This is a genomic window from Sulfitobacter sp. M05 (assembly GCF_029285175.1).
Lineage (GTDB): Bacteria > Pseudomonadota > Alphaproteobacteria > Rhodobacterales > Rhodobacteraceae > Sulfitobacter.
In genome coordinates this window covers 184,950-200,618 of sequence record NZ_JABEDH010000004.1, presented here as the reverse complement: position 1 = coordinate 200,618, position 15,669 = coordinate 184,950, and the positions used below count along the sequence as shown (strand labels likewise).

Below are 15,669 nucleotides of genomic sequence, written 5' to 3'. Positions count from 1 at the left end.
AAAGGCCGGCTAGAGCCGGACGGCACGCAGTGTTTTTGTGACGTCGCGCACGTCTGGCCAGTTCCATACCGCATCGCGCAAATGGAACAATCGGCTGTTGGTATGGGCCGAAATGCGGGTGTTTTCCAGAACCAGCCGATGCGGCACAATCGCCGCCTTGAATACGCGATAGTCACTTGAAAAAAGCACGCCGGCCAGAAAATCAAATGGCCGGTCCTGCAGGTTTCGCAATGCGGACAGCTGGCGCGAACCGTTGGTTTCAGTCAACCGCCGTGACTTGATCTGATAACGGACACCCTGCGCGTCGCGGGCATCGTATCCTTTGATCGACGGCCCCGCCATCTCCCACCCAAAGGCCTTACAAAACAGTGTTTCGGCATAGTCGCCCGCCGGATTGTTCGAAGATCGCACGGCCCCGCTGGATTTCAACAGGCCGGAAACCTCTGCATGTAGGGCCAATAGCTCGGAAACAGACCTTTCTTTCAGTAATTCATCCATTGTCGCTCCGATTTGAAAGGGTTTCTTCACCCTTCCAAATTCAGATTAACAAATTGTGAATCCCTCAGCCATCCACGCGGATTGTGGTGTTCTTGGGATCATAGGGGCTGTCCTCGACAATCTCGGCGTCCCACAGCTGATCTAGCATTTTCACCTTTAACTTGGTCCCGACAACCGCATGTTCCGGCTTCACATAGCCCATGCCAATGGATTTTTCAAAAGCCACAGAATAGCCGCCCGAGGTCAGACGACCTGTGCGTTCACCTTCTACATATAGCACCTCGCGGCCCCATGGGTCTGCGTCGGCAGGCCCGTCGATCAGCACAGTCACGCATTTCACGTTAACGCCGTGGTCCTCCATCGCTGCTTTTCCGTGAAACTCCTTTGACAGGTCGACAAAACGTGGCAGATCGGCCTCCAGCGGGGTGGCATCGCGGCCCAGCTCGTTGCCAAAGGCGCGATAGGATTTTTCCTGCCGCAACCAGTTTTGTGCCCGCGCCCCGACCAGTTTCATCCCGTGCTTTTCACCGGCTTTTTCAAGCTGGTCGAACAAGTAGTTCTGCATCTCAATCGGGTGGTGCAGCTCCCAACCCAATTCGCCGGTATAGGCCACACGGATCGCCCGCACCGGACACATGCCCAATTCGATGTTGCGCATGGTCAGCCAGGGGAAACGCTTGTTGGACAATACCGTTTCCGGCTCGCCGTCCTTGACGATCTCGTTCAGCACATCGCGCGATTTTGGTCCGGCGATGGCGAACACGCCCCACTGCGTGGTCACATCATGGCATTCGATATAGCCGAATTCAGGAGCTTTATCTTCGATCGCCTTGCGCAGGTAATCACTGTCATAGGCTGTCCAAGCCCCTGCACTCACAAGATAATACTCGTCCTGCGCAATCCGCACGATGGTATATTCCGTACGTGTCGTGCCCGCCCCGGTCAGTGCATAGGTCAGGTTAATGCGCCCCACGGACGGCAGTTTGTTACAGGTGAACCAGTCAAGGAAAGCCGTGGCACCGGGTCCTTTGACCACATGTTTGGTGAATGCTGTGGCGTCGATCAGGCCAACGCCTTCGCGGACCGCTTTGGCTTCTTCCACTGCGTACTGCCACCACCCCCCACGGCGGAACGACCGTGCATCGTGATCGTTAAACCCCTGAGGTGCGAAATAGTTCGGACGTTCCCAGCCGTTGACCCAGCCAAACTGTGCGCCACGTGCGGCCTGCCGGTCATAGGCCGGCGAGGTACGCAGAGGCCGGCAAGCGGGCCGTTCCTCATCAGGGTGGTGCAAAATGTAAACGTGTTCGTAGCACTCTTCATTCTTGCGGGCCGCAAATTCGGTGGTCATCCAATCGCCGTAACGTTTGGGGTCAAGCGACGCCATGTCGATCTCGGCCTCCCCGTTCACCATCAGCTGTGCAAGGTAATAGCCGGTGCCACCCGCCGCCGTGATGCCGAATGAAAAGCCTTCAGCCAACCACATGTTACGCAAACCGGGGGCCGGACCAACCAAGGGATTGCCGTCAGGCGTGTAACAAATCGGGCCGTTGAAATCATCTTTCAACCCGCTTTCCTCGCAGGACGGAATGCGGTGGATCATCGCTTCATACTGGCTTTCGATCCGCTCAAGGTCCAACTGGAACAGGTCCGCACGGAAGCTGTCTGGCACACCGTATTCAAACCGGGCCGGTGCGTCTTTTTCATAGACCCCCAAAATCCAGCCGCCGCGCTCTTCACGCACATAAGATTGCGCGTCCGCATCGCGGATTACAGGGTGTTCAACATTGCCCTCACCACGCCATTTTACCAGATCGGGATCCTGATCCATGACGATGAACTGATGTTCAACCGGAATGGCCGGCATCTTGATGCCCAGCATCTTGGCAGTGCGCTGTGCGTGATTACCCGATGCCGTCACAACATGTTCGGCAGTGATGACAAGCTGTTCGTCGGAGGGCACAAGGTTGCCGCCCTTTTCGACCATCTTTGTCACGGTCACCTCCCAATGGGTGCCGTTCCAGTGAAATGCATCCGCCTGCCACTTGCGTTCGATTGCGACACCACGCTGGCGGGCCCCTTTGGCCATCGCCATGGTGACATCCGCGGGGTTAATATAGCCGTCGGTTTCGTGATACAGCGCACCTTTCAAATCTTCGGTGCGGATCAACGGCCATTTCGCCTTTACCTCATCCGGTGTCATAAACTGATAAGGTACGCCGCATGTTTCGGCGGTAGAGGCATAGAGCATATATTCGTCCATACGCTCATCAGTCTGCGCCATACGCAAGTTACCGACAACGGCAAAGCCTGCGTTCAAACCGGTCTCTTCCTCAAGCGTTTTGTAGTATTTGATGGAATAATCGTGAATGTGGGTCGTCGCATATGACATATTGAAATAGGGCAACAAGCCCGCCGCGTGCCATGTCGAGCCCGAGGTCAGCTCGTCCCGCTCAAGCAGCATGACATCATCCCAACCAGCCGCTGCCAGATGATAGGCAATCGAGGTTCCCACGGCACCGCCGCCGACAACCAATGCTTTGACGTTCGTTTTCATATGCCCCGAATCCTTCTGACAGTGTTGCGTTTGTTTTACGCCGCCTTGCCGAGATCACGGTGCGTCAGCCGACCCAACATAACAAAAAACCGACCTTGTGCCGCTATCCGACTGTTTACGCAGCCTAGGCTTCAAGCATCAAAGCACCCGAACCGGCTGTCCTGCTCTTCCCGATAACGACAAGGAAGACATTCCTCGGTGCCGGCCCAAAAAATTCAGAGTCCGACATCACAGAAGAACCGCCGTTTCCAAGGCAGGAATTGACAAAGCCAGGGCAGCCCCGGACCGCAGTGTTATTGCGACAAGATCTTACCGGGGTTCATGATGTTCGCCGGGTCCAGCGCCTTTTTGATCAACCCCATCACCGCCAATGTTTCCGGCCCCAGTTCGCGCTCCAGATAGGGGCGTTTGCCCTGCCCGATCCCATGCTCACCGGTGCAGGTACCTTCCATCCCGATGGCCATATCATTGAGCCACGAAATGAAACCCTTGGCTCTGGTCACCTCGTCTGCATCCGCCATATTCACCAATACCGTGGCATGGAAATTACCATCCCCCGCATGGCTCACCGTGGGTGCGACAACCCGCATCTCTGCCGCCTTGGCCTCGGCCAGCGTCAGGGCCTCCGCCAGCCGTGAAATCGGCACACAGACATCGGATGCCACCGCGTCACAACCAGGCCTGATCGTCATCATCGCCCAATAGGCATCGTGACGCGCCTGCCAAAGCTTGTTGCGTTCCTCAAGGGTCTTGGTGGCGGTATACCCCATGGCGCCCTGTTCCTCAGCCAACATGCCAAAGGTCTCTGCCTGCTCTGCCACACCAGCATCCGATCCGTGAAACTCCAGCAGCAACATCGGCGACACCGGTAAATCCAGCTTGGAATAGGCATTCACCGCCCCGACCATGGCACTGTCCAGCAATTCGATCCGCGCCACAGGCACACCGTATTGGATCACCGCCATCACGGTTTTCGCAGCCGCCTCAACACTGGGAAACGAACAGCGTGCCGCAGACATCGCTTCAGGTATCCCCTGCAAACGCAGAGTAATTTCCGTGATGATGCCCAATGTCCCTTCAGAGCCGACCATCAGCCGCGTCAGGTCATATCCGGCTGATGTTTTTTTCGCCCGCCTTGCCGTGCGGATGATTGACCCGTCCGCCATCACCGCCTCGACGTTGATCACATTGTCCTTCATCGTGCCATAGCGCACCGCATTGGTGCCCGACGCCCGCGTCGCGGTCATCCCGCCAATCGACGCGTTGGCGCCCGGATCAATTGGAAAGAACAGGCCTTGGTCGCGTAAATGCGTATTCAGCGCCTCCCGTGTGACCCCCGGTTGCACGCGGCAATCCAGATCACCGGCATTAACCTCCAGCACCTTATCCATCTGGCTGAGGTCGATGGAGATACCGCCAAGCGGCGCATTCACATGCCCCTCCAGCGACGTGCCGGTACCAAAGGCGATCACTGGGACCTGATGGGCCGCACAAACCTTTACGATCTGCGCCACTTCGGCGGTCGACCGGGCAAAAACCACCCCATCCGGCATCTGGTTCTCGATCCACGTTGTGGTATGCCCATGCTGTTCGCAAATGGCCTGCCCGGTCTGAAACCGTTCGCCAAACTGCTGCTTTAGCACACCCAGCGCCGCTGCGATCCCATCCTTGTTGCGCACCTGCGCCCCACCATCAGCCATACAGTCTCTCCTTACTGCCCAAAGGCGATGCCCTCGCGCCGCGGGTCCGCCCCGCCTTGCAATTCATCCCCCATCGCAATCACATGCAGCCCACTGGTCAACCCGCGCGTGCCCACCTTGAATCCCATGGCCGTCAACCCCTCGGTCAGCTCAACCGATGCGGTTCCTTCCTCAAGGTCATAGGTGCCAAACCGGTTCACCGCATGGGGCACACTGACTGCCTGCTGCACATCCATACCCCAGTCGATCATCGCCACAATGGTCTGGGCCACATATCCAATGATCCGTGATCCGCCGGGTGACCCTACAGCCATCACAGGGGCACCATCCTTCATGACAATGGTCGGGGCCATCGACGACCGGGGCCGCTTGCCCGGTTCGATCCGGTTGGCAATCGGCACCCCATCCCGATGCGTCCGGAAGGAAAAATCCGTCAACTCATTATTCAACAGAAAGCCGCCCACCATCAGGCGGCTGCCAAAACCATTCTCGATTGTCGTTGTCATGCTGGCCACATTACCGGCCTTGTCCACGATCGAGATATGCGAGGTCGAGGGCAACTCGATACTCTCGTCATCCGCCCAATTCAGCGCATGATCCCATTTCGGTTCTCCCGCACTGACCTCCTCCAAGGCCATACCGGTATCCAACAGCTTGGCCCGCTCTGCCAGATAGGCCGGGTCCAGCAAACCGGTCACTGGCACAGGCACATAATCATCATCCGCCAGATAACGCCCACGATCGGCAAAGGCCAAACGCGCCGCATCGCCCATCAACCGCCGTACCGTCAAATCCTGCGGCCCTGCACTCAGATCAACCCCTTCGAGCGCGCCCAGTATCTGCCCGACGGCCACCGCACCAGAAGACGGCGGCCCCATGCCGCACACCTCATGCCCGCGATAAGGCGCACAGACCGCCGGTCGCTCCTTGACCTGATAAATCGCCAGATCAACCTCGGCCAGAACACCCGGATTGCCCTCAGCGCCTTGTACTGTCGCCACGATGTCGCGTCCGATCGGCCCACCATAAAACGCGGCGTCCCCGTCCTCGGCAAAGGCCGCAAGCGTCGCCGCATAAGCCGGGTTCTTCAACACATCCCCGGCGGCCACCGGCACCCCCTGCGGCATGAAATAGGCTGCCGTCACAGCTGAGGACGCCAGCCGCTCTGCATCCCCCACTACCAGTTTCGCCAAGCGCGGCGAAACCGTGAATCCGTCGCGCGCCAACGCCTCGGCAGGGACCAACAACGACGCCCAGTCCTGCGTGCCCCAACGCCGATGCACCTCGGCCAGCAAGGCAGGTGTGCCCGGCGTGCCAACAGAACGCCCGCCCACAACCGCGTCGAAAAACTTCAACGGCTCCCCCGCGGCATCCTGAAATAAACGCGGCGTCACCGCCAAAGGCGCGGTTTCACGCCCGTCCAACGTCGTCAGCTCTCCGGTTGCCGCATCATACCAAACCAGAAAGGCACCACCGCCCAGACCGGATGACTGCGGTTCGACCAGCCCCAGAACAACCTGCACCGCCACCAAGGCGTCTGCCGCCGTGCCTCCGGCAGCCAATACATCCGCGCCAGCCTTGACCGCATGTGGATTGGCCGCCGCGATCATCCACTCCGAAGCAACAACCGGCACACCGGCATCCTTGGAAGCCAATGCCGTGGCGATCTGCGCAGGCAGCCCCTTAAACACACCCGCGCCGCCCGCTTCCGGCTCAACAGCATCTGCCACCTGCTGCGCCCCCGCAGCTCCCGCCAGAACCACCGATAAAACACTCAGAACCTTCCACATGGCACCTCTCCTTGTTTCTCTTTTTGGCCTTAAATCCTGCGGGAGTATGAGGGCAGCGCCCTCATCAAATTTTCCCCTTTTAGGAAAATTAATAAAATCACATGCGGGCTTGCCCGCCCCTTTCGACAGGGGCCGCCGTCACAACATCGACGGGACCACCTGATCCGGTGGCCGGTGACCGTCATCAAAAGTTTTGATATTGATGATCACCTTTTCCCCCATCTCAAGCCGCCCCTCCAATGTCGCCGACCCCATATGCGGCAGCAACATCACGTTATCCAATTCGCGCAACCGCGGATTCACCGCTGTACCGTGTTCATAAACATCCAGCCCTGCGCCCTTGATCTCGCCCGCGCGCAGCATCCGCGTCAGCGCATTCTCGTCGATCACCTCCCCGCGCGAGGTATTCACAATCACCGCGTCGGGCTTCATCAACTTCAGCCGCCGCGCGTTCATCAAATGAAAGGTGCTTGGTGTATGGGGACAGTTCACACTGATCACGTCCATCCGCGCCACCATCTGGTCAAGGCTCTCCCAATAGGTCGCTTCCAGACTGTTTTCGATGCTTTCATGCAGTTTGCGCCGGTTGTGATAATGCACCTGCATCCCGAAGGCCGCCGCGCGTTTCGCCACAGCCTGACCGATCCGCCCCATGCCCAGAATTCCCAAACGGCGCCCGCTGACCCGCCCGCCCAGCAATGCCGTCGGGGCCCAACCAGACCATTCGCCCTTTTGCATCATCGCCATACCTTCGGACATGCGGCGCGTGACACCCAAAATCAACGCCATGGTCATATCGGCGGTATCTTCAGTCAATACGCCAGGGGTATTGCTGACCAGAACACCGCGCTGGCGGGCTGTGGCCACATCGATGTGATCAACCCCCGCCCCGTAGTTGGCGATCAGCTTCAGCTGCTCTCCCGCCTGTGCAATCATTGCCGCATCAATGTCATCAGTGACCGTGGGCACCAATACATCTGCTGTTTTCATCGCTTCGGTCAGTTCGGTGCGGGTCATCGCCGTGTCATCTTCGCGCAACCTGACGTCAAACAGCTCTGACAGACGGGTTTCTACCGCATCCGGTAACCGTCGCGTGACTACAACACTCAAACGTTTCTTTGACATGTCTCTCTCCTGGGCCTTGGCCTTCACTGCTCTGAGCGCCATGGTGTCCCATGCAAGCGCAAGGCACAAGAACCCCGCGCAGCAAAAGAGCAAACAAATCAAAGTGCAGGCAGCACCCATGTTCCGATTTTCGCTAATGCAGGCGCTTCTGGCGCTGCTGTTGTCCGTCCCGCTTGCCGCGTCGCCTGCCGGCGGCGGCAAGGTCGGCAGTGTCACCAGTCTCCCTTTGCCGCGCTATGTTTCGATGAAAGCCGCCGAGGGCAACGTACGCCGCGGCCCTTCCCTGTCACATCGCATCGACTGGGTCTTCAAACGCCGTGACATGCCGCTCTTGATCACCGCAGAACACGGCCACTGGCGCCGTGTCGAGGACCGGGACGGCATGGGCGGCTGGGTCCATTATTCGCTGCTTTCGGGAACCCGAACTGTGCTGATCGAACAGGACATGCTGCAATTGCATGTGCGGCCCGACCCAGGCGCACCGGTGTCTGCGGCGCTTGAGTTGGGGGTAGTCGCACGTTTGGGAGATTGCGATCTGGAATGGTGCGAGTTGCGTTCGGGCGGCTACAAAGGGTGGGCACCGAAATCACGGCTTTGGGGAGTTGGCGCTAGCGAACTGCGCAACTGAACGGATCAAAAAATAAGATTAAGACACTGTTAATAAATAACAAATACATGATATCAAAGCGCGTTTCGCGAATTGCCCGCGGGCAAGTACAGCGCGTCACCGCACGCAGCGGCGCAATTGCATGCCTGCCCGGTTTCCGACAGGGTGCCCCCAACACCCCCTGAAAGGACACCTCATGCGCGCCATTACCTATACTAAACTTGGCCCCGCCAAAGACGTTTTGCAGCTTCAAACCCTGGACGACATTGCCCCGCAACCCGGCGAGGTGCGCGTGGCCATTGCCTATTCCGGCGTAAACCCGTCCGATGTGAAATCCCGCAACGGCCGCCCCGGCATGACCACGCCGGCATTTGCACAAATCATCCCGCACAGTGACGGTGCCGGTGTGATCGAGGCGGTTGGCGGGGGCGTCGACGCCGCCCGTATCGGGCAACGCGTCTGGATCTGGAACGGCCAGTGGCAACGCCCGCAGGGCACCGCCGCCAGCCACATCACTCTGCCCGCCGCCATGGCAGTTCCCCTGCCTAATGATGTCAGCCTTGAAACCGGCGCGATCCTTGGAATTCCGGGGCTGACGGCGGCACTTGCCGTCTTTGGCGGCCATGACATCACCGGCCAGACCGTCCTTATTCAAGGCGGGGCCGGCACAGTCGGCTTGCTGGCTGTGCAATTGGCGAAATGGGGCGGCGCAAGGGTGATCACCACCTGTAGCCCGCGTGACACCGCCCGTGTGCAAGCCGCAGGTGCTGATGTGGTGTTGGATTACAGCGCCCCTGACCTTGCGGCACAAATCCTTACCGCCAATGACGGAGCCCTGATTTCAACGGTGGTCGAAGTTGAATTTGGCCTCAATATCGCGCTGGACGCCGAAGTGATTGCCCCCAACGGACGCCTTGCCGCCTATGGGTCGGCCAAAAGCATGGAACCAACCCTGCCGTTCCTGCCCCTGCTGTTCAAAGCAGTGACCATCGACATTCTGTTGATCTATCTGCTGCCACCAGCTGAACGCGCCGCAATGATCGACAAGCTGCACGCGGCATTGACCGCAGGCGCGCTAACCTGCCCTGTTGAACAGGTTTACCCGCTGGAGGACGCCATCGCGGCCCATCACGCGGTTGAGGCTGGCGGGCGCAGCGGTGCGATTCTGCTCAAATGCGACGGTTGATCTGACACGGGGCGCGGCTCCGCGCCCCCAATTGCCAAAGCCCGGACACCCGATTAGCCTCGTGATATTCAAATCACTGGATTTATCATGCGTATTATTGCCGTCCTGCTTTGCCTCGTCCTGCCCCTTGCGGCCCATACACAAACCGCTGAACAACCTACCGGCACCATCGCCCTAAGCGACAATGCCAGCGCGGATGCGGCCATTGCCAACCGGATTCGCGATATCCTGGGCGAGCTGGACGGTTATGACGACATCAGCGTGACGGTCTCCTCGGGTATTGTGACGCTGCGCGGCACCACATTGGACCCCGGCAAGGCCGACCGTCTGAACGAGCTGGCCAGCCGCATCGAGGGCGTTGTTGCGATTGAAAATACCGTTCAGGAAAGCACCGATGTTGTAGAGCGGCTGAACCCCGCCATGGACCGTTTCAGAACGCGCGCGACCCAATTGATTGCCTTTCTACCTTTGGCCTTGGTGGCATTGTCGGTGTTTGCGCTTGTGGTGGTCTTTGGCTTTTGGCTGGCGCGGCGGAAACAACCTTGGGACCGCCTGTCTCCCAATGCATTTATCGCGGATATTTACCGCCAGATTACCCGCCTGCTGTTTGTCATCGGGGGGCTGGTCATTGCCCTTGATATTGTGAATGCCACCGCCCTGCTGTCGGGCATTCTGGGGGCGGCGGGGATTGCCGGCCTCGCCATCGGATTTGCCGTACGCGATACCGTGGAAAACTTCATCGCCTCGATCATGTTGTCGATCCGCCAGCCCTTTCGCCCCAATGATACCGTCGAAATCGAAGGCGACACCGGCAAGGTAATTCGCCTGACATCCCGCGCCACAATCCTGCTCAGCTTTGACGGCAACCATATTCGCATTCCCAATGCCACTGTCTTCAAAAGCCGCATCGTCAACTATTCGCGCAATGCTGAACGGCGGTTCACCTTCGCGCTCAGCGTCGCGTCTGACGCCGATCTGGATCACGCCCGCACGCTTGCGCTTGAGGTGCTGAACCGTTTGCCCTTTGTCCTGTCTGAACCCGAAGCCTCGGTCTGGGTGGAATCAGTCGATGATTTCTGGATCACCCTGTCGATGGCCGCATGGATCAACCAGAACGAAACAAATATCACCCTCGCCCGCTCCGAAGCGATCCGGCTGACACAGGCGGCTTTTGACGCCGACGCCATCGCCGCCCCTGTGCCAAGCTACCGGATCGAGAACCTGCCGGTAGAAACGCAAGATATTGATAAAAAACAACTTACTGAAAGCCATAAACAACCTCAGACCCCAGCACCGGTGCAGGAAGTGGCCGCAACTCAGGATCAGGAACTGGAAAAAATCGTCGATCAGGAACGTGCAGAACTGTCACGCCACGACCTGTTGAGCGACACCGCATCAGAAGAATGAAGATTTTTGTAATTTGGGGTCTTGCGCGTGGATTTCTCTCGGACTATCTAGCGGCACGGATTGGGGTGTGGCCTAGTGGTAGGGCAACTGTTTTTGGTACAGGAGATCGTAGGTTCGAATCCTACCACCCCAGCCAAGTCTTTCTTACATGATGCTTGATTGTCCCGAGGGGCCAAAGCAGGCGCGAAATGCCCCCAATAATGCCCCCGTTTGTGGTGACCTTCGTTGCTGCTGTTCTAGCGGGTACAACGGGTGTCACGGGTGTGTACCCTTTCAGCATCGTCATCGAGGGAGCCGCCCCATGACGGGACGGCCCTTTCTTCGTGTGGCAGGCGCGACGGAAAAAGGCAGAGATGCTCTTTGCCCATCTTAAACGCATCCTCGGCCTGGGACGGCTCCGACTACGAAGCCCATGTGGCGTTCAAGACGAGTTTACCCTCGCAGCCACCGCCCAAAATCTCCGAAAACGGGCCAAACTCAAGCCAATGCCGCCCGCCGCAGGTTGAAGCGGCGGCCACGCCCTCGACATCTCAACAAAATCAAACCTCTACCCCAAACCAGCCTGCCGAAACCAAGGACTTTTTCAACGAATTCAGCTCAACCCTTCCAATGTTGCAGGACACATGAATGGCTGCTTTTAGTTCGCAAAGTGGAACCGAATGCTCGGAGTATTCTCATTCAATGGCGGCATTGATGAATTCTGAAACGAGTTTCAATCGCGTGCGATCTTTGGTTGCGATGAGCGACGTCTTTCGGGATTCGGGCATTTCTTCGATGTCAATTTCGCAAAGATTGTTTTTGATCAAGCTGCTGTTTTGAAGGAACAAGGCGACACCAATGCCCTGCAACACCGCTTCGCACATCAATGGGAAAGTCGTCATGATGGCTACGCGATTAAGGGAAATGTCGTAACGATCGCAAGTGTGGTCAAGTAAGCGGCGCGTGAGCGACCCCTTCTCGGGCACAATGACTGTCTCTTGTTCAAGTTCAGACAGTGAAATCTTGGTGCGCTTGGCGAAAGGGTGATCGCAGCGGCAATAGATCATGTAACGGGCGCTTTCTATATGGATCTTTTCCCAATGCTCGTGATCGGGCGCATCCGTGATCAAGCCTACATCCGCAAGGCGGTTGCCGATCATTGATTTGGCCGTCGTCCAATCGTAAAGCCCAAAATCGACGCGGATATCGGGAAAACGGCGCTGAAACCGGGCGATGATTTTCAGCGCGGGTTGTGGCGCATTTCCGATGATCTTGAGGCGCCCTTCTTTCATGGCGTTGAACCCCTCGAGCCTCTCGGTGACCTCTGCGCTGAGGGCGCTCATGCGGTCTGCCAGATCATAAAAATCCAGTCCGGTTGGGGTCAGTTCCACCCCGTCGCGTCCACGCAGCAAAAGAAGTGTCCCGACGCTTTTTTCAAGGTTGGCAATATGTTGCGTGATCGTGGATTGGGTAACGCCAAGCCGTGCGGCCGCAGCGGAAAAGCTCCCCTCACGGACGACATAGGCAAAGGCTTCGAATTGATGGTGGTTGGGGCGCATGATCTTTCCTTTTGCCCCTCAGATAGAACCCATCGGTTTCACTAATATGACGACACAAAACTGTTGTGCTCGCCACCTATTCCCTTGGTTGAACCAAAGGGGAATCACATGTCAGATTTGCACATCGCATCTGTCACCAAGCACTTCGGAGAGACCTCCGTCTTGAAAGGGGTGACCTTGGACGTGAAGGATGGAGAATTCATTTCACTTGTGGGCCCTTCTGGCTGCGGAAAGTCGACCCTATTGCGGATTATCGCAGGACTGGAAACGCCGACTAGCGGCACCATCGCAATCGGCGGTGCGGAGGTGACACAGCTCCGCGCCGCGGACCGCAATCTGTCGATGGTGTTTCAATCCTATGCGCTTTACCCGCATTTGACCGTGGCCGAGAATATCGCTGTGCCTTTGCAGATGCGCCAAATGACAGCCCTGCAGCGGTTGCCGGTGCTGGGCGGTATCTTGCCCGGTGCGCGGACGCATAAAGACGACATCGCCCAAGCTGTCCGGCATGCGGCCGAGATGCTGGAAATCGCGGCGCTTCTTGATCGCAAGCCAGGGCAATTGTCAGGCGGCCAACGACAGCGTGTTGCCTTGGGCCGCGCGTTGGTGCGCGATCCGGCGGCGTTTTTGTTGGATGAACCGCTATCAAACCTTGATGCGAAGCTGCGCGTTCAGACCCGCGCCGAGATCGCCGAGTTGCACCGCCGCCTGAAGGCCACGTTCATCTACGTCACCCATGATCAAGTCGAAGCCATGACCATGTCTGACCGGATCGCGGTGATGATGGGCGGTGAAATCCTGCAATGTGCGGCTCCAGATGTGATCTATGAAGATCCTGACGATATTCGCGTGGCTGAATTCATTGGCTCGCCCAAGATCAATGTCCTGCCCTTGGAGCGCAACGGTAGCGCACTAATGCTGTTTGATCAGGTTTTGAATTCTCACTTATCTACCGAAAGCCCAAAGGTGATGCAGATGGGTCTGCGCCCCGAGGCCCTGCAATTGACCCAATCCAAGCCGCATTTGACCGGACGTGTAGTGCATTTAGAAAATCTCGGATCAGAAGTCTTCGCCCAAGTTGCGCTAGACAGCAATGGATCGCGGGTGACCTTGCGAGCGATGCCAGCACAACGGCACAGATTGGGTCTGGGTGCGCAGGTTGGTCTGAGCTTTGATTTGAGCGCGGCGATAATATTCGACGCGGGGGGCGCGCGGTTGCGTCACGTCGAAGGTGCTGTCACCTGCGCACCTGAGGTGGCCTGACATGGTGGTATTGGAATCCAGCGTCGCAGCAGATGTCACCAAACCCAAAACCGACAACAGACCTGCGCGCGCGGGCTGGGGGTTGGTCGCGCCTGCCTTGGCGCTGATGGTCTTAATCCTGCTGATACCAATCATCGTGGCTGGTGTCCTGTCTTTCACCAACTATTCATTGGGCAACGCTGGTTTCGATTGGATCGGGCTGAAAAACTACGAACGCCTGTTCACCCGCTCCACTTACGAAAAGATGTTTGTCGCGACCTTTACCTATGTGGTCACAGTGGTGCCAATTTCCGTGGGTCTTGGCCTTGGAGCGGCTTTGCTTGTCCACTCATTGGGCCGGATCGGGGACATCTACAAAACGATCTATTTCCTACCTGTGATGGCCACGCTTCTGGCAATGGCAATTGCTTGGGAATTTATGCTGCATCCAACCATTGGCATGGTGAACCGTACGTTAGAAATGGCATGCGGCACCTGGTTCGAGGTCATCCCCTTCTTTGCAGGTGGTTGCGCCGATGGTTTCCCCCTGTGGCTGGGGGATCGTGACTACGCAATCTGGGTCGTGTGTTTCATTGGCATCTGGCAGGGCTTCGGCTTTAATATGGTGTTGTTTTTGGCCGGTTTAACGTCGGTGCATCGAGAGCTGTACCACGCCGCAGAAATGGATGGTGCCCGTTCCGGGTGGGAGCGGTTCTGGCTGGTCACATGGCCCGCGCTCGGACCAACCACTGTCTTTGTCGTGACCATTTCCTGCATTCGCGCCTTTCAAGTCTTTGACACGATCGAAGCCTTCTGGCCGCAAGGCGGCGGGCCGAACAAATCCGCATACGTGATGATGTTCGCGATCTTCGAGAAAGGCATCCAACAGAACCTGATTGGGATCGGCTCGGCCATCACGATGTTATTCCTGCTGTTCGTGATGTTTCTGACCCTGATCCAGCGCTGGCTGGTCGAACGCAAGGTGCACTACTGATGACACGTGATTGGTGGAAACATCTGGTGCTGATCCTTGGCGCGATAATCGTGCTGGCGCCGTTCTACATGATGGTCAGCTATTCGTTCAAAAGCCCCGGCGAAATCGACCGCGGTGAAGGCGGCTTTTTCGGCCGTCAGGAGCAGATGATCGACCCGCGCTGTATCGCCCTGCGCCAGCCGGGCCGCGCCGATATCGAAGCCGCCCGCACCCGGTTTTTGGGCCAAGACGACGCCAGTGTTCAGGCCTCTCTTTTGGCCGAGACTGAGGCTGCCTGTTCCATGCGGCCTGTCGTGTTCAACTACTCCAAAGCCTTCACCGAAGCGCCGCTTGTCCGCTATCTACTGAATGGCGTGGCCGTCACGCTTTCGATCTTCCTCATCCAAAGCGTTGTGGCCCTGCCTGCGGCCTATGCACTGGCAAAGCTGAATTTCTGGGGGCGCGATGCGGTCTTTGGGCTGGTCCTGTTCTGTCTGTTGATCCCTGTCCACGCCATTGCATTGCCGCTTTATATCGGGCTGGCGAAGCTGGGGCTGACCAACACTTATGCAGCCCTTGTCGTGCCTTGGACGATCTCGGTCTTTGGAATCTTCCTGATGCGCCAGTTCTTCATGACTGTGCCTGACGATCTGATTGACGCCGCGCGCATGGACGGAATGTCCGAGCTGACCATCGTCTGGCGGGTCATGTTGCCCACGGCAATCCCTGCGCTTCTGGCCTTCGCGATCTTTTCCGTCGTAGCCCATTGGAACGACTATTTCTGGCCGCGCATCGTTGTGACCGGAAACCGCGATCTATTCACCCCGCCATTGGGTTTGCGCGAGTTCAAGGGCGATGGGGACGGGTCGTTCTTTGGCCCGATGATGGCCACAGCCACCGTTATTGTCACACCACTGATTGTCGCGTTCCTGCTAGCACAACGCCGCTTTATCGAGGGGATCACGCTGTCTGGAATGAAGTAGGGCGCGCCTTGGCCCGCCCTACCCATAGCCCCGAAAGGGGATCATTGCCCCCCATACGGGGAA

At 57.8% G+C, this 15,669-nt stretch carries 12 protein-coding genes, 1 tRNA gene and 2 pseudogenes; 8 read left to right on the top strand and 7 right to left on the bottom strand.

Features of this window, described 5'->3' with window-relative positions; genetic code table 11:
• Positions 1-9: 9 nt before the first annotated feature.
• From HKX44_RS16345 to HKX44_RS16325, 5 genes are all read right to left on the bottom strand, one after another.
• Positions 10-498 carry a hypothetical protein gene (locus HKX44_RS16345; protein WP_276152434.1) on the bottom strand — a complete coding sequence of 163 codons (489 nt, stop codon included), beginning with the start codon at positions 496-498 and terminating at the stop codon, positions 10-12.
• Between the two features lie 64 nt (positions 499-562).
• Positions 563-3,055 carry an FAD-dependent oxidoreductase gene (locus HKX44_RS16340; RefSeq protein WP_276152433.1) on the bottom strand — a complete coding sequence of 831 codons (2,493 nt, stop codon included), beginning with the start codon at positions 3,053-3,055 and terminating at the stop codon, positions 563-565.
• 293 nt (positions 3,056-3,348) lie between these two features.
• A complete protein-coding gene (locus tag HKX44_RS16335) occupies positions 3,349-4,755 on the bottom strand; it encodes an FAD-linked oxidase C-terminal domain-containing protein (protein ID WP_276152432.1) in 1,407 nt (468 codons plus the stop codon).
• A gap of 11 nt (positions 4,756-4,766) precedes the next feature.
• Positions 4,767-6,545, bottom strand: coding sequence for a gamma-glutamyltransferase (gene ggt, locus HKX44_RS16330; protein ID WP_276152431.1), 1,779 nt, complete (start codon positions 6,543-6,545; stop codon positions 4,767-4,769).
• 138 nt (positions 6,546-6,683) lie between these two features.
• Positions 6,684-7,670: a D-glycerate dehydrogenase gene (locus HKX44_RS16325; protein ID WP_276152430.1), complete on the bottom strand. Its 987-nt coding sequence runs from the start codon at positions 7,668-7,670 to the stop codon at positions 6,684-6,686.
• A gap of 118 nt (positions 7,671-7,788) precedes the next feature.
• On the opposite strand from HKX44_RS16325, the gene HKX44_RS16320 reads away from it, so the two are divergent.
• The 5 genes and pseudogenes from HKX44_RS16320 to HKX44_RS16300 all read left to right on the top strand — a co-directional run.
• Positions 7,789-8,298 carry an SH3 domain-containing protein gene (locus tag HKX44_RS16320; protein ID WP_276152429.1) on the top strand — a complete coding sequence of 170 codons (510 nt, stop codon included), beginning with the start codon at positions 7,789-7,791 and terminating at the stop codon, positions 8,296-8,298.
• 175 nt (positions 8,299-8,473) lie between these two features.
• Positions 8,474-9,463: an NADPH:quinone reductase gene (locus HKX44_RS16315; RefSeq protein ID WP_276152428.1), complete on the top strand. Its 990-nt coding sequence runs from the start codon at positions 8,474-8,476 to the stop codon at positions 9,461-9,463.
• 87 nt (positions 9,464-9,550) lie between these two features.
• Positions 9,551-10,870, top strand: a complete 1,320-nt coding sequence (locus HKX44_RS16310) for a mechanosensitive ion channel domain-containing protein (protein WP_276152427.1) — start codon at positions 9,551-9,553, stop codon at positions 10,868-10,870.
• Between the two features lie 61 nt (positions 10,871-10,931).
• Positions 10,932-11,006 (top strand) — tRNA-Gln (locus tag HKX44_RS16305).
• 202 nt (positions 11,007-11,208) lie between these two features.
• Positions 11,209-11,376 (top strand): annotated as a pseudogene (locus tag HKX44_RS16300) (IS5/IS1182 family transposase); the annotation flags it as partial.
• Between the two features lie 168 nt (positions 11,377-11,544).
• Here HKX44_RS16300 and HKX44_RS16295 read toward each other — a convergent pair.
• Positions 11,545-12,192: a substrate-binding domain-containing protein gene (locus tag HKX44_RS16295; protein ID WP_276152468.1), complete on the bottom strand. Its 648-nt coding sequence runs from the start codon at positions 12,190-12,192 to the stop codon at positions 11,545-11,547.
• An 87-nt stretch (positions 12,193-12,279) separates the two neighbouring features.
• Positions 12,280-12,408 (bottom strand): annotated as a pseudogene (locus HKX44_RS16290) (LysR family transcriptional regulator); the annotation flags it as partial.
• A gap of 108 nt (positions 12,409-12,516) precedes the next feature.
• Here HKX44_RS16290 and HKX44_RS16285 point away from each other — a divergent pair.
• From HKX44_RS16285 to HKX44_RS16275, 3 genes are read left to right on the top strand one after another with little or no spacing between them, the layout of a single operon-like run.
• Positions 12,517-13,671: an ABC transporter ATP-binding protein gene (locus HKX44_RS16285; protein WP_276152426.1), complete on the top strand. Its 1,155-nt coding sequence runs from the start codon at positions 12,517-12,519 to the stop codon at positions 13,669-13,671.
• A gap of 1 nt (position 13,672) precedes the next feature.
• Positions 13,673-14,644 carry a sugar ABC transporter permease gene (locus HKX44_RS16280; RefSeq protein ID WP_276152425.1) on the top strand — a complete coding sequence of 324 codons (972 nt, stop codon included), beginning with the start codon at positions 13,673-13,675 and terminating at the stop codon, positions 14,642-14,644.
• A complete protein-coding gene (locus HKX44_RS16275) occupies positions 14,644-15,606 on the top strand; it encodes a carbohydrate ABC transporter permease (RefSeq protein WP_276152424.1) in 963 nt (320 codons plus the stop codon). The genes HKX44_RS16280 and HKX44_RS16275 overlap by 1 nt, the downstream gene beginning before the upstream one ends.
• The last annotated feature ends 63 nt before the right edge of the window (positions 15,607-15,669 follow it).